Source organism: Thalassospira sp. CH_XMU1448-2 (assembly GCF_037027285.1).
GTDB lineage: Bacteria > Pseudomonadota > Alphaproteobacteria > Rhodospirillales > Thalassospiraceae > Thalassospira > Thalassospira profundimaris_C.
In genome coordinates this window covers 226,987-246,135 of record NZ_JAYMEA010000003.1, presented here as the reverse complement: position 1 = coordinate 246,135, position 19,149 = coordinate 226,987, and the positions used below count along the sequence as shown (strand labels likewise).

Annotated in this window: 14 protein-coding genes; 4 read left to right on the top strand and 10 right to left on the bottom strand. The window is 54.6% G+C overall.

The genetic code is table 11. The features are described 5' to 3' along the window. Positions 1-74: 74 nt before the first annotated feature. Positions 75-1,427: a flagellin N-terminal helical domain-containing protein gene (locus WA318_RS13620; RefSeq protein ID WP_336081912.1), complete on the bottom strand. Its 1,353-nt coding sequence runs from the start codon at positions 1,425-1,427 to the stop codon at positions 75-77. A 268-nt stretch (positions 1,428-1,695) separates the two neighbouring features. Further along, positions 1,696-2,367, bottom strand: coding sequence for a DUF5610 domain-containing protein (locus WA318_RS13615; protein ID WP_336081909.1), 672 nt, complete (start codon positions 2,365-2,367; stop codon positions 1,696-1,698). 401 nt (positions 2,368-2,768) lie between these two features. Between WA318_RS13615 and WA318_RS13610 the strand changes: the two genes are divergently transcribed. Continuing rightward, positions 2,769-5,771, top strand: a complete 3,003-nt coding sequence (locus tag WA318_RS13610; protein WP_336081907.1) for a leucine--tRNA ligase — start codon at positions 2,769-2,771, stop codon at positions 5,769-5,771. A gap of 133 nt (positions 5,772-5,904) precedes the next feature. After that, positions 5,905-7,194, top strand: coding sequence for a nucleotide sugar dehydrogenase (locus tag WA318_RS13605; RefSeq protein WP_336081903.1), 1,290 nt, complete (start codon positions 5,905-5,907; stop codon positions 7,192-7,194). 19 nt (positions 7,195-7,213) lie between these two features. Here WA318_RS13605 and WA318_RS13600 read toward each other — a convergent pair whose 3' ends face one another. The 8 genes from WA318_RS13600 to WA318_RS13565 all read right to left on the bottom strand — a co-directional run bounded on the left by WA318_RS13600 (position 7,214) and on the right by WA318_RS13565 (position 15,199). Beyond that, positions 7,214-7,582, bottom strand: coding sequence for an MmcQ/YjbR family DNA-binding protein (locus WA318_RS13600; RefSeq protein WP_336081901.1), 369 nt, complete (start codon positions 7,580-7,582; stop codon positions 7,214-7,216). A gap of 83 nt (positions 7,583-7,665) precedes the next feature. Beyond that, positions 7,666-8,760: a glycosyltransferase family 4 protein gene (locus tag WA318_RS13595; RefSeq protein WP_336081897.1), complete on the bottom strand. Its 1,095-nt coding sequence runs from the start codon at positions 8,758-8,760 to the stop codon at positions 7,666-7,668. Beyond that, positions 8,757-9,500: a glycosyltransferase family 2 protein gene (locus tag WA318_RS13590; protein WP_336081895.1), complete on the bottom strand. Its 744-nt coding sequence runs from the start codon at positions 9,498-9,500 to the stop codon at positions 8,757-8,759. Before WA318_RS13590 ends, WA318_RS13595 begins: the two co-directional genes overlap by 4 nt. Further along, positions 9,493-10,995, bottom strand: a complete 1,503-nt coding sequence (locus WA318_RS13585; RefSeq protein ID WP_336081892.1) for a hypothetical protein — start codon at positions 10,993-10,995, stop codon at positions 9,493-9,495. The genes WA318_RS13590 and WA318_RS13585 overlap by 8 nt, the downstream gene beginning before the upstream one ends. After that, positions 10,980-11,723, bottom strand: coding sequence for a hypothetical protein (locus WA318_RS13580; protein ID WP_336081890.1), 744 nt, complete (start codon positions 11,721-11,723; stop codon positions 10,980-10,982). The genes WA318_RS13585 and WA318_RS13580 overlap by 16 nt, the downstream gene beginning before the upstream one ends. Next, a complete protein-coding gene (locus tag WA318_RS13575; RefSeq protein ID WP_336081888.1) occupies positions 11,720-12,892 on the bottom strand; it encodes a hypothetical protein in 1,173 nt (390 codons plus the stop codon). Before WA318_RS13575 ends, WA318_RS13580 begins: the two co-directional genes overlap by 4 nt. Continuing rightward, positions 12,864-14,075, bottom strand: coding sequence for a glycosyltransferase family 4 protein (locus tag WA318_RS13570; RefSeq protein ID WP_336081887.1), 1,212 nt, complete (start codon positions 14,073-14,075; stop codon positions 12,864-12,866). The genes WA318_RS13575 and WA318_RS13570 overlap by 29 nt, the downstream gene beginning before the upstream one ends. Then, the gene (locus tag WA318_RS13565) at positions 14,066-15,199 is read right to left on the bottom strand and encodes a glycosyltransferase family 4 protein (protein ID WP_336081886.1); all 1,134 of its coding nucleotides are present in this window, start codon (positions 15,197-15,199) and stop codon (positions 14,066-14,068) included. The genes WA318_RS13570 and WA318_RS13565 overlap by 10 nt, the downstream gene beginning before the upstream one ends. Before the next feature lie 323 nt (positions 15,200-15,522). On the opposite strand from WA318_RS13565, the gene WA318_RS13560 reads away from it, so the two are divergent. Both WA318_RS13560 and WA318_RS13555 read left to right on the top strand, forming a co-directional pair. Then, on the top strand, positions 15,523-16,845 hold the full coding sequence (locus WA318_RS13560) for a WecB/TagA/CpsF family glycosyltransferase (protein WP_336081885.1): 1,323 nt from the start codon (positions 15,523-15,525) through the stop codon (positions 16,843-16,845). Next, positions 16,842-18,983, top strand: coding sequence for a GumC family protein (locus WA318_RS13555; protein WP_336081884.1), 2,142 nt, complete (start codon positions 16,842-16,844; stop codon positions 18,981-18,983). The genes WA318_RS13560 and WA318_RS13555 overlap by 4 nt, the downstream gene beginning before the upstream one ends. Positions 18,984-19,149: the final 166 nt, after the last annotated feature.

Genomic DNA, 19,149 nt, shown 5'->3' with positions numbered 1-19,149 from the left:
GCATTCAGGCAAAAGAAAACCGGCGAAACAGCGCGCCGGTTTTCCTTTCGTTGGGACTTTTTGGTAGTGGGGTTTTACCCCTGCAGAAGTCGCAAAAGGTTTTGCGGCATCTGATTGGCCTGGGCCAGCATGGCGACGCCTGATTGAACCAGAATTTGCTTTGAGGTGAAGTTGGTCATCTCGGCAGCGACATCAAGATCAAGCAGGGTCGAGCGGGCTTCTTCGACATTTTCAAGCATGGTCGCAAGGTTTTGCCCTGCGAAATCCAGCCGGTTCTGATAGGTGCCGACATTGGCGCGCGCGCGTTGCAAATCATCAATCGCACGCGTGACAACCTCGACCGCGTTCTGGGCATTGGCCGCCGTTGAAATGGCGTTGGCTCCCAGATCATCAAGCCCGTCTTCGGTGCCGGTTGCCCCCGATCCCAGCGCGCTGCTGTCAACGGACTGGAAGGAGATGGCAAGACGGTCATTGGATGTATTTCCCGCCCCGATCTGGAACGAGATATTGTCCGAAAGTTTTTGACCATTATCGGCCAGCATCTGAACAGTGCTGTTGTCGCCGACCGTTGCACCACCGCCGATCACCTGTGCGGTGGCATAACCATCGGCCCCGGCACCATCAGAACCAAGGGTGATGGCATTGGCAATGATCGTGCTGATATTGTGGTTGAGATCAAAGGTCAGCCCAAGTTCGTCAAAATTGACAGTCGTCTTTTCGCCTGCCGTCAGGGCCCTTGTCCCGCCGGTGGCAAAATCGGTGACATCAATGCTTTGTTCGCGGTCGGTGGCACCGTCAATGGTCGTAAACACATTGAGCATGACGGTATTGCCGACCTTGACGAAATGCAGCTTGAACTGGTTGTCGGTCACACCGTTATTATTGGCATCTGTTGCCCAGTAATTATTATCGGTGATGCCGATGCTATCAAAACCGTTGGCAGGCGAAAGGTCTTCGGCAAGGCCAGCGGAATTGAGGTTGGCATAGTTGATCGACACATCGCCGCCATCGCCCAGCAGCTGAATGCCGTTGAAGTTGGTCGAGGATGAAATACGGTCAATCTCGTCACGGAGCTGGGTGAATTCATCATTGAGAAAACCGCGTTCGGTATCGGACAGGTTGCCCGACGATGCCTGTACGGCAAGCGTCTTCATCCGAACAAGGATATCGTCAATCGTTGCCATGCCGCCATCGGCGATCTGCAGCATGGAATTGGCCTGCCCGACGTTAACGGTGGCAGTTTTAAGTGCCTGGGCCGTGGCATTCAGCCGCGCCCCGATGGCCATCGAGGCCGCATCGTCACGCGCAGAAACCACACGCGTACCCGATGAAAGTTTGGCAAGCGAACGCGTTGCCGATGCATCGGACGCCAAAAGGTTCCGATGGGCAAGATTCGCCGCATAGTTGGAAATGATGTTCAAAGCCATGTCGCAGTTCCTACCTGAACAAGCAAGGCGTTTCGAAAGTCACAGAATGTGATCTGCTCTACATGAGCAGTTTATTATTTGTCAAAATAGACCAGCCAACCGGATAGTACAAGTGTATAGGGAAAGAATTGATTCACATTAAATTATTGAAATTAAACGATTTAATTTCAGGCTACCCTTAAGTGTGGGCAGTTTTTTTGTCCGTTTCTCATGAGAAAACCGGCAGCCAAGGCCGCCGGTTTTGTGAATCTCTGTATAGGGGAGGCTGTTAGCCGGTGGTGCCGTAGCGCGGCGCATTGCGCTGGGCGTTGCTGCCTGCTTCGGCATAGGCCTGACTTGCCTGTGCGGTCTGGGTGATCTGCGATTGCAGGACCTGCTCGTCACGAACCGGGGTTGATGCCTCGGCGGCTTCCTCGGATGCGCTGCTGTTAAACAGCTCGGTCAGGCGCTGCTCGATCGATTTAAGGCCTTCGTTCAGGCGATCTTCGGTTTCGGTGATATTGCCGTTGATTTCCTCATTGAGCGCACCAAGGCCTTCAAGGAATTCACGGGCATTATCAAGGCCCTTCTGGATGCCTTCGCTCGCCTTGTCGAAAATGTCGCGGGCTTCGGATTCCGAGCTGGCATTGGCGGCAATCAGATCGCCAACACGGGCAAGAATACGGTCGGCAACAGCTTCGGGGGTGTAATCGCCCGGATCAACATTGCCGATTGAAATACCGGTCGAGGACAGGCTTTCATTGATTGCCGAGACAACCTGATCAGCGGTCAGACGATTGGCAGAACCCGATGACAGCGACACAGAGGTCGCCGCCGCAAAGGCCGAAGTGCCGTTATTGCCGGTCTTTTCAGAGTCACTCTGTCCGGGCAAATAGGACTGGGCCGAACGCGAGGACGCGCCAGACTGCTGGGACGTGAGGCCACCAATGGTGATATCCATAATCGTCCTCCCTGGACGAGATCTTTGAGAGCTGTGCCACACACAAATCGTTTGCGATCAGCACTTTCGCCAGACAAAAGCCGCGTGGCATTTTCATGCGCGACCCGTTGCCTGATAAATCCGTGACCCTAATATGGCATGGTGCAGGTGAAAAATCCAGTCTTGTCACGCAAGCGCGGGTTGATGGGGCTGCAATGCCGCCTTGCAAATTGCGGATGGGAGATTGCGAAAATCGTCTGTATTTCCGCTGATTCCAGTCGATCTGATGTTGCACGCGGGCCAAAGCCCGCTTATGAACACTGCTTAAGATTATTTTTGAACCCGGTTGGGTATGGCAGGCGCGGTTTTGGACCGGCGCCCGATGCCGACCACGGGCCCCGACATGCAGGAGTTGAGAGAGCGTGGCGAACTATCAGGAAAGTGCGCGGGAATTTGAAAAGCGCTGGCAGGATTACTGGCGGGAAAACGATACCTATCGTACCCCGAACCCGGGCGATGCCGATTTTGACGCGTCCAAAAAGAAAAGCGTCATCCTTGATATGTTCCCGTATCCAAGTGGGGTTGGCCTGCATATCGGTCACCCGCTTGGCTATATCGCGACCGACGTAAAGGCACGGTTCGAACGCATGCGTGGCTATAACGTTCTGCATTCCATGGGCTTTGATGCCTTTGGCCTGCCCGCAGAACAGTTCGCGATCCAGACCGGTCAGCATCCGCGCATCACGACCGAAGCCAATATCGACAATATGCTGCGCCAGTTGCAGGTGATCGGCCTTGGCCATGATCCGCATCGTCGTTTTGCCACCACCGATGTCGACTATTACAAATGGACGCAGTGGATTTTCCTGCAGCTGTTTAACAGCTTCTATGACCCGACTGTTGAATGGAAAGGCCCGCAGGGTCAGACCATCACTGGTCGTGCCCGCCCGATTGCCGAGCTGCGCCCGTTGCTTGAAAGTGGTGCGTGGTTGCTGGACGAAGATGGCGTGCCGCAGCCCAAAGCCGTGATCGGCGAAGGTGTTAAGGCCGAAGGCAAGGAAATCGACCGTGCGATTGATCGCGGGCGTCTGGCCTATGTCGATGAAGTTCCGGTCAACTGGTGCCCGATGCTGGGCACGGTTCTGTCGAACGAGGAAGTCACCAACGAAGGCAAGTCCGAACGTGGCGATTACCCGGTTTACAAGCGCCCGCTGAAACAGTGGATGTTGCGCATTACCGATTATGCCGATCGTCTGGTGGCCGATCTTGAAGGGCTGGATTGGCCAAACGGTGTTGTTGAAATGCAGAAGGGCTGGATTGGCCGTTCTGTTGGCGCGCGTGTCAATTTCCCGGTCAAACTTTCGAACGGTTCTGAAGACAAGATTGCCGTTTACACCACCCGCCCGGACACGATTTTTGGTGCGACCTATATGGTTCTGGCACCCGAACATCCGCTGGTCGATGTGCTGTGCGCTGACGACAAAAAGGCCGATGTTGCTGCCTATCGTGCGCAGGCGTCCGAGCTTAAGGCTGTTTCGGCCAAGGATGATGCCGAACGCGAAAAGACCGGTGTGTTCATTGGTGCCCATGCGACCAACCCGGTCACCGGTGAAGAAATCCCGGTCTGGATTGCCGATTATGTCCTGATGGGCTATGGCACCGGCGCGATCATGGCGGTTCCGGCCGGCGATCAGCGCGACTTTGAATTTGCCCATAAATTCGGCCTGCCGATCAAGGCAACCACCAAGCCGTCTGATAGCTGGCTTAAGGACAATGCGCCAGCGGATGCGGGTGAATTGGATGCGCAAGCGTTGCTTGCTCGCTATGAAGCAGAGCCGGGCAGCTTCAAGGTTGCCCAGACCGAAATTGGCGAGACGATCAATTCCGCCAATGACGAGGTTTCGATCAACGGTCTTTCAACCCCGGATGCCAAGGCCAAAATCATCGACTGGATGGAAGGCAAGGGCATTGGTCGTGGTCGTGTGCAGTATAAACTGCGCGACTGGCTGTTCTCGCGTCAGCGGTACTGGGGCGAGCCGTTCCCTGTTCTGTTTGATAAGGAAACCGATCAGGTTCACGGCATTGCGCAGGCGGCCTTGCCGGTTGTTCTGCCCGAAATGACCGATTTCAAACCGCAATCGAACGAAGACCCCAATTCCGAGCCGGAACCGCCATTGGCGCGCGCCAAGGAATGGATGGAAGTCACCGGGATTGTTCTTTCGGACGGATCTGTTCTGCCGGTCGATGCTGCGGTCGGCTCAAAATACGCCCATGATGCTGCAGATTACGAAGTACGCGCGTTCAAACGTGATGCCAACTCCATGCCGAACTGGGCGGGGTCTTGCTGGTATTATCTGCGCTATTTCGATGCCAGAAATGATGTGAAATTTGCCTCCGACGATGCGGCGGCCTATTGGGCAAATAGTACGGACAAGGATGGCAAGGCGCTTCCGGGCGCGGTTGACCTTTATGTTGGCGGGGCGGAACACGCGGTTCTTCACCTGCTGTATTCGCGCTTCTGGCACAAGGTACTGTTTGATCTTGGCTATGTCGGAACCCCTGAACCGTTCCAGAAACTGTTTAACCAGGGCATGATTACGGCCGATGCCTATACCGACGCGCGTGGCGTTTATGTCGACATCCATGATGTTGAAATGCGCGATGTCGACGGCAAAAAGGCACCGTTTAACGCCAAAACCAGCGAGGCCCTGATTACGGTTCCGGGCAAGATGGGCAAGCGTTACAAGAACGGTATCCCGCCCGAGGAAATCTGCGACCAGTACACCATCGATACGTTCAGAACGTACGAGATGTATATGGGGCCGCTTGACAGCTCCAAGCCATGGCAGTCCGATGCCATTGTTGGCATGATGCGTTTCCTGTCCAACGTCTGGAAAGTCACGACCCAGATGGAACGGACCGATAACGTTGATGGCAAGATCGAAACGCTTCTGCACAAGACCATTGCCAAGGTTACCGGCGATATTGCCGATCTTCGCCTTAACACGGCAATTGCGGCATTGATCGAACTGACCAATGCGCTGACCAAGCAGAATGCGGTTCATGATGACCATGCCAAGGCATTGGCCCTGATGGTGGCCCCGTTTGCCCCGCATCTGGGCGAGGAGCTGATGAGCCGGATGGCAGCCGATGAATTCGGTACCAGAAAATCGGTGATCAGGTTCGACTGGCCGGAATTCGATGCCGAAAAGGCCAAGGATGACGAGTTCGAAGTCCCGGTTCAGGTCAATGGCAAGAAACGCGGTTCCGTTATGGTGGCAGCCGATGCCGATCAGGCAACGGTTGAAGCCCTTGCCAAGGCAGACGAAAACGTTGCCCGTCATATTGAAGGCAAAGAGATCGTCAAGGTGATCTACATCGCCAAGCCGACCCCGAAGCTGGTCAATATTGTTGTGAAGGGCTAAGGCCCGTCGCACATTGATTTTTCAGACAGGGCACCAAAAACTTTGGTGCCCTGTTTCTATTTGATCTCGATTATTGACGGTTGGACGGGGGCTGGCTAGAAGTCAGTTCAGCATATCTTGTAAGGGTTGAGCAATGAGCCACGGGCGTAAGGTTTCAGTTATCGGTTTGGGCTATGTCGGATTGCCGGTTGCAGTTGCATTCGGGACCGCGACAGGGCGAACTGTTGCCTTTGACATTAACAAGGCACGCATTGCGCAGCTCAAAGCCGGACATGATGCGACGGGCGAAGTCGATGATCATGAGCTTGCCGCTGCGGACCTGTTGTTGACTGCAGATCCGCAGGATCTGCGTGCGGCAGACTTCCATATCGTGACGGTTCCGACCCCGATTGACAGCTCAAACCGTCCGGACCTTTCCCCGCTTCGTTCCGCATCAAAAACCGTTGGCACCATCCTTAAAAAGGGCGACATCGTTGTCTATGAAAGCACGGTCTATCCCGGTGCGACCGAGGAAGAATGCGTTCCGATCCTTGAAGAACTTTCTGGTCTGAAAGCCGGATCTGATTTTACGGTCGGTTATTCGCCAGAACGTATCAATCCGGGTGATCGCGAACATCGCTTCACCACGATTACCAAGGTCGTATCGGGTCAGGATCAGGCGACCCTTGATATTGTTGCCGATGTGTATGGCAGTGTTGTCACCGCCGGTATTCACAAGGCACCGACGATTAAGGCTGCCGAAGCTGCGAAGGTGATTGAAAACACCCAGCGTGATTTGAATATTGCGCTGATGAACGAATTGTCGCTGATCTTTGATCGCGCGGGCATTGATACCCGTGATGTGCTTGAAGCCGCCGGGACCAAGTGGAACTTCCTGAAATTCACCCCGGGTCTGGTCGGCGGTCATTGCATCGGTGTCGATCCCTATTACCTGACCCACAAGTCCGAAGAACTTGGCTATTACCCGCAGGTGGTTCTGGCCGGTCGTCGTGTGAATGACGGGATGGGTGAAGTTGTTGCCAATAAAGTGATCCGAGCATTGCTGCGTGAAGGGGCAACCAAGAACCCGACGGTGACGGTCCTTGGCCTCACCTTCAAGGAAGATGTTCCTGACATCCGCAATACGCGTGTGATTGATATCATCCGTTCACTTGAAGATGCCGGTATCACGGTACAGGTTCATGATGTTCATGCCGATGCCGGGGAAGTCATCCATGAGTTCGATGGCCTCAAGCTGTGTGGTGATGCTGATCTGAAACCGGCGGATGCGCTTATTCTTGCGGTATCGCACAAGGAATATGTCGCCAAGGGCTGGCCTTTGGTTCAGGGTCTTCTGAAAGATGGCAAGGGCTTTGTTGCCGACGTTCGGGCGGTTCTGCCGCGCGATGCGGTTCCGGCCGGTATTGATCTTTGGCGTTTGTAAGCCTGTTCAAGACCTTCGCTTATTCATCCTGATAAAGATCAAGCGCGCGCTGCAGCTTTTTCGTCAAACCCTTGGCGACGATGCGGTGCGCGCTTTTGATATGATCACGAAGATCATCATCCCCAAGACCCGGTTCGTCATAATGCTGGATCCATTTCATCCCGCGTGATGCCAGATAGGGGGCAGGGCGCAGACCCGGCATTTCCTTTAGAACCTCATAGCCGATTTCAGATGTCTTGAAAGTGATGCCAAGCGTCTCGTTTTTGGTCCATCCGGCAATGGCAAAGACCTTGCCACCGACTTTCCAGACATCGGCACCACCCCACTGAACCACATGGGTGGTTTGGGGCAGGGATTTGCAAAAGGCATTGAACTCATCGCGGGTCATGTGTTTGTGCTCGATCTACTGAATTAGCGTCATTGTGGGATGGTTTGATCACCCTGTGAAGAGGTCAGGTGACTTATTTCATCTCACCTCATCGCATTCCGAATGGTGGATATGATTTCCTTTGTAAAGCGGTCGCGCGTGAAACGGGTTTCGCAGACTGAGCGCGCATTTACCCGTACCTGATGGGTTGTATCTGCTGAACGGGTCACATCGATGATGGTTTGGGCAAGCTTTTCAGGGCCATTTGGCCTGCAAAGCCAACCGGTTTGGCCATGGATGACAAATTCCGGAAGGGTTGCGATGGCACTTGTAATCACCGGAATACCCGAGGCCATGGCTTCGAGCACGACAAGCGGCTGTGCTTCGTTTGCGTAGTTGGTGGGAAAGACGAACAGATCGGTGCTTCTGAACAAAATCTTCCGTTCATGCGCCGTTGCAGGGCCGATATATCGGGTATTGGCATCAATGCCATAGCTGTGCAGTAACTCACGCAGCATCGGCGGATTGATGTCGCCAGACGCCCCGGCAATGGTGAGTTCAAAAGCGATGTTCTGATTATCAAGAAGAGCACATGCTGCAAGCAGGGTTTCAAGGCCCTTGGCGCGAAACAGGTTGGACAGCCACAATAACCGCAAGGGTGTTTGGGGCTTCCAGTGCTCGGATACGGGCTTGGCGAAGGCATCATCATCAAGGCAATTGGCAATGATGGTGCTTGCGCAATTCAGACCGGTGATTTCTGAACGCAGTGTTTCGCCAAGAAGGATGACGGTTTGGTCGGAGAAGACCCCTTTCTGGAACCATGCGGAGAAACGCGTTTGTCGCATTGCGGGTAACCCGCGCCCATGCAGGTGGATGATGGCCGGAACCCGAAACAGTTTGGCAATCAGGACATAAAGGCTGTCGCGGTAATAGGCCGCACCACGTGGTGCAAAGCATATGTAAAATGCACGGCTGGCAGGCAGGGTGCAGATCAGGCGAAGCGCTAGCCATATGGCATGAAAAACTTTGCCAAAGGTCGGGCGACCGATATCGGACAGATCCTTTGAAAAATGCATCTCGATGACATGAAGGTCGAACACCCGTGACAGGGCGTCGATGGCATGCCGGTTCATTTTCGCAGCCCCATGCATGGGGGGCGGGAGTTGTACCATGGCGATAATCTTGGCGCGCTTGCTCATGCGTTTGTTCCGCCCCGTCTTTCGCGAAAACGTTCAAGCAGCAACCACAGAGAGCTGGCTATTTCCGGGCGATATTGATCAAGAACCTTGCGTCGCGTGGTGTCATAGACATCCGGTTCAATGGTGGCGAAATAGCGCCCTGTCGGATCGAGGTTGCGACTGATCAGGGGCGCAGTTAATTGCCGCAAGGTCGCACCGGCATGGATGCTTGCGCGCAGATAGAAATCAAGGTCAATGCAACAGGGAAGATCGGTGGCGTAGCCGCCTGCCCTGGCCCAGACGCGACGGTGAAAGGCGAGGGACGAATGATGCAGGCGATTGCCAAGATACAAGCGCGCTGGATTAATCTTGCGGAGGCGCGCGTTGAACAGGGTGTTTCGATCCGTCAGAGAGCGCGCAAAAACAAGGTCTTCAGGATATTTGGCAAGAATGGCTGCCTGTCGTGCAAATCTGTCGGGAAGAGAAATGTCATCAATATCCTGAATGGTGATCAGGTCGGTCGAGCTGTTTTCAATGGCAAGGTTAAGCGCCGCTCCCCGCCCGATCCGAGCAGAGGTGATCAGCTTGAAACGATGATCCTTTGCAAGGTCCTCAGGCAGTGCTACAGGGCAATCTGATCCATCATCAACAAGAATGGCACGATCAATCGGTTGAAGGACAGATTGCAGGTTATTGGCCCAGGATCGCAGAAAGCCCTCGCCATTATAAACCGTTGTGACGACGGTGATTGCGTCAGACATGGCCCGTCCCCCAACGGATCGAAAGTTTTGCGTGATTGCAGCCCGGTGCCGTTATGCGCTGCGCAGGTCCGGCAGTCGTGTAGGTATCGTTTTGATCAATCGAAATGGGGTGATCGCAGTGAATTCGGACACCCAGCCTTTCAACATAAAGCTCATGATCTGAAATACGGGCAAGGCCCAGCTCGCCGTTGAATAACAATCGAAACAGGTCGGGTTTCCCGAAAACAGGGTCGGGACAGTGATCCGTGATGCAGATTTCGTCATCGGCAAAGGTGAGGGTTCGGGACCCCTGTTTTCCGGCAAGGGAGAATTGTATTCGGACTTCCGTTTTGGAAACGCGTTGGGCCTTCTGGAATAGGCCGACCTGTCCGTCGGAGGCCATCGGTAACGGGGTGGACGTGGGGGTATAAAGGCTTTGCTGATCCGTCTCGCCACCGGTCGGGGGCAGAAGCAATATCGCATCCTGCCCATGCCCTGCGGTAATGACGGGCGATGAAGAAACGTCGAAGGACTGCTTGCCAACAAGGGCCATTTGGGCGTGATAGGATTGGGTGATTTTCAGAAAGATCAGAGGTGACTGAATGGATTGCCCGGCTGGCGTATCAGCGGGTTTGAGGGTCGCTGCCCGGTGTAACCAGTATCCCGCAAAGGCCAGATAGTCATCATGGCGGTTATAGCTGTACCAGCCCGGTGTTTGCGGGTTCGTCGGGCCCGGATTTTCAGGTAATGGCCTTGCCGCCAGAGGATTGAGCGGCATTGTGGCAGCATTGAGGATGGCTTCTTCAAGTCGATAGAGGACGGCTTCCGCCTGTGGATGGAACCCGTGTTTCATCAGAACATAAAGCGCGCAAACAGCGCCAAAGCTTTGTCCTGCGCCACGCCCCAGCAGATTGGCATAACCATGATCCCCAACCAGTGCGGCGATCAATCCGGTTGCCTTTGACGCAATGACCCGATCAGAAGGGTTCGGGCTGTCCGAAAGCAGGGCTGCGCAAAATGCATGATATTGCGCTGAAAAGCATCCGGGGCGGTCAAGGAAAACGGGTGAACGCCAGTAACGATAACGAATGAAACCCGTATGCAGAAGTCCAAGCAATTTGTTGAAAAAGCTGGAAGATTTTGCCTGATGGTTCCTCAGCCCAAGGATTTGCCAGTTCGCGACGTCAGGGGCCAGATTGCGCGTGTTTTTAAGGATGCTGTTGCGGGTGTCGTTGCTTAAGCCGGGAATGGCGAGCAGGGCATATTCGATGAATTCGCGATGATATGTCCGATCTGGAACTTCGGCGATCAGGGCATCAAGTGCGCGGTTTACGTTTTCCTTGAAGTTATGCGGATCAAGCTTCGTCCAAAGGGCACATGCAAAACCCTTTGCGTAAAACTCCGGGAGCGGGAAATTGCCGTCGCGGGTCTGGCGGTCTGCAAGGTCATCGGCGATGATCCGCGCCAGTCTGTTGCACCGCCGGGTGATATCATCGGGGGTTAGCGAAAGTGACATGTGACCTCCAGCGACAGGGACTGGCCTTGCCTGATTTTATTAAGCGGTATGGCCTGAAATTCGGGCCAGTTTCGCCCCACCCGTTCGCGAAGACGCCACAGGAAATGGCGTGTCGGACCGAAATGCCAAAGCAGCCGGGCAAGGCAATCGGGGGCTGAGAGGGTGAAAAAACGATTGGCCCAGCGCAGCCAGACATGGTCAACCGGTTCCAGTGGTAGCAACCGGGCATGAATGATCCAGTGATCATCGCGATCCCGCAGGTAAAGATACGGCGCAAATCGTTCCGCGCCATCGGCAGTTTTGAGGGTGACCAACACGTGCTTGCCTGATGTGCTGATCAGTTGAGCGTGATCAACGGAATGAAGACGGTATTTATCACTATTGGTGTGCCGGAATTTTTTGTCGGCGATCACGCCATGGTCGATACCCTGCCTGTCAAAGACAAGGCGGACGACAGCATCCTGAAGGGCGATGTCATCAAGTGCGGTAAATCGGGCCTGAATGCTGAGGCCGTCAGGTTCAATCAGCCTTGTTTCCAGATCAATCTTGAGGCGTCCGCCTGAAAGATGCCAGATGCCGTCCGTCTGGTGTGCATTGCGCGCAATATCCGTCAGGGTGACAAAGGAATGGCGGTCAGAGCATTCAACGCCCCAATTCGAAAACCTGACATCACCAAATTGTCCGGTGACCAGTCGATTATTTGCGATCCTGACATCGAGTTTGGTCATAAGCGGGCCTCACGACCTTTGGACCAAAACGGGAAAGCAGAAAGGACGATATAGATCGCGGCAAGGCGAAGTTGGCAGGTGATGATCAGCTCAATTGCGTCCTGATGGTTCGGCAGAATGGCCGCTGAACCCACAAGCATGAAAAGAAGAAACCATCCCACCCAGGCAGCACGAGCTGTTTCCTGCAAGATCAGGCATTGCCGGGTGACAAGTGCCAGAAGCAACGGCCAGAACGCGCCGTTTTGAAGAACTGAAATCAGCGTGGCCTCAGATGATCCATAGATCAGGTTTGCAATCTGATCCGGGCCGACAAGCAATGCCAGTGAGACCAGCGACATCGGAACAAAAAACCATAAATCACGTGCCAGTCCGCCATGTTGTTTGGCAAAGAATGTCGCGGAAATGGCCGCAACCAAGCCGCCACAAAACAGGAAAATGCGTTGAGCAAGGAACAGGCTGTGTTCACCATTGCCAAGCAAAACGAAATCAAGATTGGGCAAGAACCCCGCAAGCAGGGTGAAGCCGATCAGGCCAATACTTTGTCGAATATCCAGCGCATCTGCATTGACGGGTTTTCGTCGCGATGTGGTGGGCCTAAGGGCCAGAAATATGGCTGATAGAAATGCCGTAAAAGAGATTACGGGGGCGATGGTAAACAACAGAAAATCGTTGGTTTGTTCCGCTGCAATGACGGCGAAGGTGATGCCGGTTGCCTGCGCGATCAGCGCAATTTTTCCAAGATGGCCAAACTCCGTTCGTGCTGCGATCACCCAGTCCGGGGACAGGGCCGCGGCAACCGGCATGATCAGAAACGGCCAATGCATATTGAGTTCGAATTCAGGTCTGCTGACAAGGATCGATACAGCCAGCCCGGCAATCAGCAATCTGATCGCAACAACAAACAAGGCTTTGGGCAATGCGCCACCTTGCATAAGGCGGATCAGGAGCGGGCCACTTCCGGCCTGGGTTGCGGTGACGGCAAGCCCGGCCGTTGCCAGCATCGTAAAATAGCTGCCCAAGATTTCCGGGGAAAAGCTGTGCCCGATCAATAGAAGGATGATCATCCCGCCCAGCCGCGCAATCAGGTTTGCTCCGACCAGCCACAGTGGAAAAAGATTGCCTGCAACGATGCTGATGACTTTATCCATGACGCGATAAAACGGCGTCATAGGCCGCATCCACCCGGTTGCCATAGCCGGTCTTTGTATCTTCCGAAATCTGATCGCGGGCAGACTGCGCCAGACTTTTGCGCATCTGCGGATTTTCGATCACTGCAGAAACGGCGCTGGTGATTGCATCGGAATTTCGCGGCGGGATGATCAGCCCGGTTATGTGATTAACTACCGGACTTCCGGCATCAAAGGTGGTGATGACACAACAACCTGCTGCCATGGCCTCCATCACGGCCAGACTGCTGCCTTCCGACAGGCTGGGGAACACGAAAATGTCCGAGCCCAGCATCAACTCTGCGACCTTGTCTTGCGACAAGGGACCAAGCCATTCACATCCATCGGGAAGATTTTCGATCAGTGATCGGGCGCATGGCTGAACCCGCCCGACCAAAGTCAGTTTGATGCGCACCCGGTATGTCGTACGCAAGAAGGACCAAGCGTCAAGCAGATGGGCGATCCCCTTGGCAAGCGACAGATTGCCGACATAGAGAACACGGATGACGGTTTCCTGTCGCTCAGGACGTGCGCGGGCGAGCAGTGCCTGGCAATGCGGTGAAAGAAAGGGAACCAGAAAAATCTTCTGCGGTGCGACGCCGCAATCAAGAAGGCCGCCCGCAACCGTATCGGATGGCGCAAATACGGCATCAGCAAAAAGGGCTTCCCTGGTTCTTCGACGGGCGAGAAAACCGGAAATTTCGCGATAGGTCCGGTTATGGGATGCATATTCCTCGCCCAACTGCTTGTGACGGGTTTCGGCGAGTTGGCCGGTAATATCCGCGATGGTTATCATGCCCCGGGCCTTGGCGCGCTGCATGGCGGGTAGACTGTAATTGCCCTGACCATGAAAAATATCGGCTCTCGGGGCGTGCAGGGCTGTGAGCATCGAAAGGGGAACATCCGAATAAAGATTATAGGCAGGCAGACGAATTTTGCGCGCGACCTTGGCCAGAAGATCGGGGACCAGATGTCGACCGGAAACCTTGGCCAATACCGGATCGGTCAGACGGTTGGCCGGGGTAAGGGGGCCGGTTCCGTCATGCCGCCAGAAACTGTCCCAACGGATCAGCCGGTTGTGACGGGCAAGATGTGATGCGAGAATGGCTGCCTGATCAACCCGGCTGACCATCCATACGGTCGGGGCCGATTTTTGTGGTCGGGATACAGGCCGGATCAGTTCCATTGCCTTACCCCTGCGGGTTTCTGTACTGCCTGATTGATCGCCTGCCACAGGGTTTCGGCATGATGTGTCGGGGTGTTTTGCGTTATTCGAGACGCCTGATTTTGTCGGGTTTGCTGCCAAATGGCGGGATTGTCGAGCAGTCTTTGACAGGCGCGAACCCAGTCCGCCAACCCGTTCGAGGACAGGATTTCATCGGGATCAAGCATGTCAGGTGCGCAACCAACCGCATCACTTGCCAGTGCAACAGCCCCACAAGAAATCGCCTCGATCACACCAAGGCCATAGGCATCATTCTGGCTTGGAAACAGGCAAAGTTTGCTGTTGGCAAGAAATGCCGGAAGCTGATCCGGGTGCAGTTGAGGATAAAGATCGATCTGATCAGGAAGGCCGAAATTTTGCAGCTCGGATTTGGTTCGATCCATATCGATGCAGCCAATGATGCCGATCTTGCTGATGGTCCCGGAAGTAATCAGAGCACTGGCAATCTCAAGAAAACATCCAAATCCCTTGCGCGTTGTCGTCCGCCCGCACCACAGAAGATCATATTCGCGGTCGTCAAATCTGCGATGTGATTGAAGTTCTGCATCCCCGTTGACGGAGAAAGATATCGGGATTGGCGAGATCAGGATGCGGTTATCTGAAACGCCCTGCAGTTCAAACCAGTGCCTGCCCAACATACTGGCGGCGATAAATCCATCGGCCTTTTGCAGCATGTGACGGCGGATATAGCGGCGAATGGGATTGCTATAGATATCGTCCGATCCGGACCAGCCATCAAACTGCACGATAACCGGAATACCGGCCTTGGCGGCCCAATTGCATGCCCGCCACTGGGCGATGCCAAATCCGACAAGAACCAACACATCCGGGGCAGTTGATCGAACTGCATCAGAGATCCCGGACGGGATGGTCAGCAGACGATTTTCACCAAGATGAACATGCAGTCCGCGCAGATGTTGCTGTGAGAAAGGGGGCGTGCGTTCCGGCCAGTTGCGCTGGGGTTCTGTGTTGCTGGTACAGATAACCGTCAACGCGCCACCGGCATTACAGGCGCGCTGATGCAGGGCGCAATAACTGGCAAACCGGTAAGGGGCAACAAGGTTTGTCAGCAATGTTACTTTCACCGGAACAATCACCCCAAGATGCTATTGTTGCTGTTAACTCAATCATAAGTTACCATCGATATCAATGAATTAAGTGACGCCTGTTCTTCGGCACAAGTATCGAGGGACACACAATAAAAAAGCAATCTGGTTGGATATCCGGGCGGTCAGAACGGGGCTGGCGGGGATGATGAATGCGACAGGGGAAAGCGGCTTTATTTGGACTGCGCCTTGATCTGCGGCGGCGTGACCAACTCTGTACTGATATCTGCGAACGGTTGGTGCATCGCCATCGAACCGGGCATGTTTCGTGTTTCCGGCAACATTCCCTGAATGCTTTGAAATTGCCGCAGTCAATTGCGGACAGGCAGCTGTTTGACGCACTTGCCAATGCCGATAGCCTGAATGCCGATGGCATGGGCATTGTCTGGACGGCAAGGCTTTTGGGTATCACGGTGCCCGAGCGTGTTGCGGGCATTGACGTCATGACGGATTTGCTGCCACGCTTTGCAAAACAAGGTCTGCGTGTCTTCCTTCTTGGCGCGCGACAAGATGTCCTGGTCGCGCTTAAGGACAAACTGATTGCCGGTCACCCGGATCTTTTAATTGCCGGAATGCATCATGGCTATGAACAAGATGATGCAAAGCTTGCGCAAATTGTCAGGCAAAGCGGTGCTGATGTCTTGTTTGTCGCATTGCCATCCCCGCGCAAGGAGCTGTTTATCGAACGCTATGCCGATCTGACCGGGTGCGGCTTTGCCATGGGTGTTGGTGGAGCATTTGATGTTCTGGCCGGTCGGATCAGGCGTGCACCGGCTATCTGGCAAAGGACCGGGATGGAATTTCTTTGGCGTATCCTGTGTCAGCCGGGATACATGCTGCCACGTTATGCTTGCGGGTTGACTGCCTTTGCCAGGCTGGTTGTTCCCGCCGTCATAAAGTTTCAGGCAACCAGGTTCAGAAACTGGGCCGTAAAGATGGCTTTTGCCGTATTGGCAATTCTGATCCTGATGGGGGGTACGGACGGGCGTTCTGAAATTGTCGTTCCGGATAATCTGACAACATCAGATACCAAGGCAACGCAGGCATGGATCGAAAGCCGTATCGCGGCGATATCCGATCCCGAAGATATACAGGTCATCATCAATCAGCTGGTCGATCTGGTTTTGTTTGGGAAGGTCGAAGATGTGCCTGTCGATCCCGAAAAGACGGAAATTGACTGGCAGACAGCAGATGCCGCGATCCTGACTTTGCTTAAAGTGATCGAGGTTGTCCTGACAGCGGCAGGTGGAAACAGCTTTCTGGTCGAAACGGTTCTGGGCGGGACATTGAAACAGTTGCTGGGCCTGCATCCCGAACCAAGCCGCCTTAGCCGAATGATTGCCGATAGTACCCCGGAATTTGCAGCACGCGTTTTCCATGATCGTGCCTTCAGGAATGATGACTTTGACACAAGGCCGACCTTGCCGGTCTCGTATGCAGTCCCGTCTCAGTCTGTCGATCAACCGGAAACTTACGTTCAGAATGTCGATCGCCGGGTCATCCGGGTTTTTGATCTTGTCTATGGTCAGGGCCCGACAAGCACTCCGGAACAAGGTGGTTGGGGTGCCCTGATTGATGAGCGCGATGCTGATGTTGCAATTGTCGGGGATGCAAGCCCGCGATGACACAAAAACTGGCAAACAGCTTTGACCCGAGTTTGCGTGATCTGGTTGCCATTCTTTGGCAACGGCGCGGAGTGGCGGCTTTGACCTTTGTTCTTGTGCTGGTTGGATCAATTGGTGTGATTGCCAACTGGCGATTTGACTATCGTGCAAGTGCCGAGATCGGGTTGGCATCATCAATGCCCCCGACCCGGGGGGAGCTCAAGGATGGCGGGCCGACAGGACAGGGACAATTGACCGCGCAGGATATTGAAACGGTCATTGCCGAGATCGGAAGTGAAGAAACGCTTTCGACCGCCTTGTCGGTTTTGCGCGGGGAGCCTGTCATGTTTTCCAGACTGGTTTCGGGGCAGGCGAACAGGGGATTGTTCAAGGATGTGGTGGCCAGACAATCACAGACCTCGCCACACCCAGATGAAACAGGTCTGATCAATCAGCTGCATGCCGGGTTGAAGGCCGAGCGCATCGGTCATTCCGCCGTAATTTCGGTCAGCTTTGCATCCGGTGATCCGGCGCTTAGCCAGTCGGTTCTGCGCGCCATTGTCGAAAGTTATGTCTGGCAACGCGAGGACCGGCAAAAGCGGTCCCTTAGGATCGAACTTGCCGAAATAACGGGTCAGTTTGATCGTGCGCAGACAGAACTTGAAGCCAGCGAGAGCGACTTGTCGGAATGGCAACAACGTGCCGGTGTCCTTGATCCTGACGAAAGCAAACTGATGCTTGACCGCATCTATGCCCTTGATGAGCAGGCCGAGAAAATCGGGCAGGATGTGGCGGCACTCAAACTGGCGGCAATTCAGCGTGACGGTGCAAACCGTCTTGAGGATCTTCTGACCATTCCCGATATCGCGACCCATCCGATGGTGGCGCAACTTGCCACACGGTATGACGCACAAAGGAAGGAATTCCTTGCACTTGATCAGCGTTACGGTCCCAAACATCCGCTTATGCAAGGCAAGCAGCGTGAACTTGATGATCTGCGCGCGGAACTGATGACCGTGGCAACATCGGTTGCCGATCAAATGGGAAGTGCCCTGATCAATGCGCAGGAAAAACTCTACCTGATCGAACGTCAACGTGATCAATGGCAGGCGCGCATGAGTGACCGCCATACCAGCATGCAGGGACAGGCTGCCTTGGTGCGCGCAGTCGCCATGGCGCGTGATAACCTTCAGGATTTGGGGCAGCGGGTTCAGGGGCTGCGTCGCGAACTGGCATCCTTTAAGGGCGATGCCGAAATCCTGCGATCACCAACATTGCCGGTTTCGGCAGAATTTCCGGCAAGACGCGACCTGTTGTTGCTTGCGGTTATGGTCGCCCTGTTTGCAGCGATGATTGCCGCCCTGCTTCGGCATTATTTTGATCAAACCATCGGTGATGATTTCGAACCGGAAACCATGCTGGGTATTCCGCTTTATGCCCGGATCCCGGATACAGGACCATCCGTGCGCACCGAACAATCATCAGGTGCGAGTGACGAGGCAACAGGCCATCTTGCAGTGTTGATGCGTCTCCTTGATCAGAAATCAGATAACCGTTCGGAACGGTCTGGCCGGGGACAGGTCATTGCCATTGCATCGGCCCAGACCGGGGAAGGCAAATCGCATATCGCGCAGGCATTGGCTGCCAAGCTTGCCGCCCTTGGTGGCAAGACGGTGCTGGTTGATGCGGACCTTCATGATCCGGCGATGATGCGGGGGCATGCGGGTGTGTTTGCCGATCTGATGCCAATATTATCGGGGGATATCGCACCTGAGGATGTGTTTGGCGCGATGAAGGATGCGCCGGGCTACTGTCATCTGGGGGTGCGACTAGCGGTGCCGGGCAATATTGCCACGGGGCTGATCGAAAACCGCCTGCCCGCGATTATCAAGGCGCTTTGTTTTCCGTTTGATCACATCATCATTGATACGCCGCCGGTCCTGTCAGTTGCCGACGGGCTTGTTGCCTTGCGTTTGGCTGATGTCAGGCTGCTGGTCCTGCGCAAAGGGCAAAGCAAACGTCGCGATAGTGCCGAGGCGCTTGATCAGCTTCGAACAGTCGATGTGATCCCGGAGGGGATTGTTTTGAACGGAGTGGTGCCGCGCCCGGCCTATGGCAAGGCAAATACCACGGCAATCAAAAGCAGGCAGGTATCATGAAGTCTTTCCTTGTTCTGGTCGCGGGGCTTCTGATCGGTGTCGGTCTTTTCCGGATGGGATCGGAAATCGCCGCGTTTCAGACGCTGGATCAGGTTACCGCAGGATGGCGCAACGGCGATGGCATGGGGGCGGCTGCCCGCGCACAAGATATGCGTTACGCGGTTGC

Bases quoted from the DNA above. Each gene is read 5' to 3' on its own strand.
- WA318_RS13620 (WP_336081912.1), bottom strand. From the start codon at position 1,427: ATGGCTTTGAACATCATTTCCAACTATGCGGCGAATCTTGCCCATCGG.
- WA318_RS13615 (WP_336081909.1), bottom strand. From the start codon at position 2,367: ATGGATATCACCATTGGTGGCCTCACGTCCCAGCAGTCTGGCGCGTCC.
- WA318_RS13605 (WP_336081903.1), top strand. From the start codon at position 5,905: ATGAGCCACGGGCGTAAGGTTTCAGTTATCGGTTTGGGCTATGTCGGA.
- WA318_RS13600 (WP_336081901.1), bottom strand. From the start codon at position 7,582: ATGACCCGCGATGAGTTCAATGCCTTTTGCAAATCCCTGCCCCAAACC.
- WA318_RS13595 (WP_336081897.1), bottom strand. From the start codon at position 8,760: ATGAGCAAGCGCGCCAAGATTATCGCCATGGTACAACTCCCGCCCCCC.
- WA318_RS13590 (WP_336081895.1), bottom strand. From the start codon at position 9,500: ATGTCTGACGCAATCACCGTCGTCACAACGGTTTATAATGGCGAGGGC.
- WA318_RS13585 (WP_336081892.1), bottom strand. From the start codon at position 10,995: ATGTCACTTTCGCTAACCCCCGATGATATCACCCGGCGGTGCAACAGA.
- WA318_RS13580 (WP_336081890.1), bottom strand. From the start codon at position 11,723: ATGACCAAACTCGATGTCAGGATCGCAAATAATCGACTGGTCACCGGA.
- WA318_RS13575 (WP_336081888.1), bottom strand. From the start codon at position 12,892: ATGACGCCGTTTTATCGCGTCATGGATAAAGTCATCAGCATCGTTGCA.
- WA318_RS13570 (WP_336081887.1), bottom strand. From the start codon at position 14,075: ATGGAACTGATCCGGCCTGTATCCCGACCACAAAAATCGGCCCCGACC.
- WA318_RS13555 (WP_336081884.1), top strand. From the start codon at position 16,842: ATGACACAAAAACTGGCAAACAGCTTTGACCCGAGTTTGCGTGATCTG.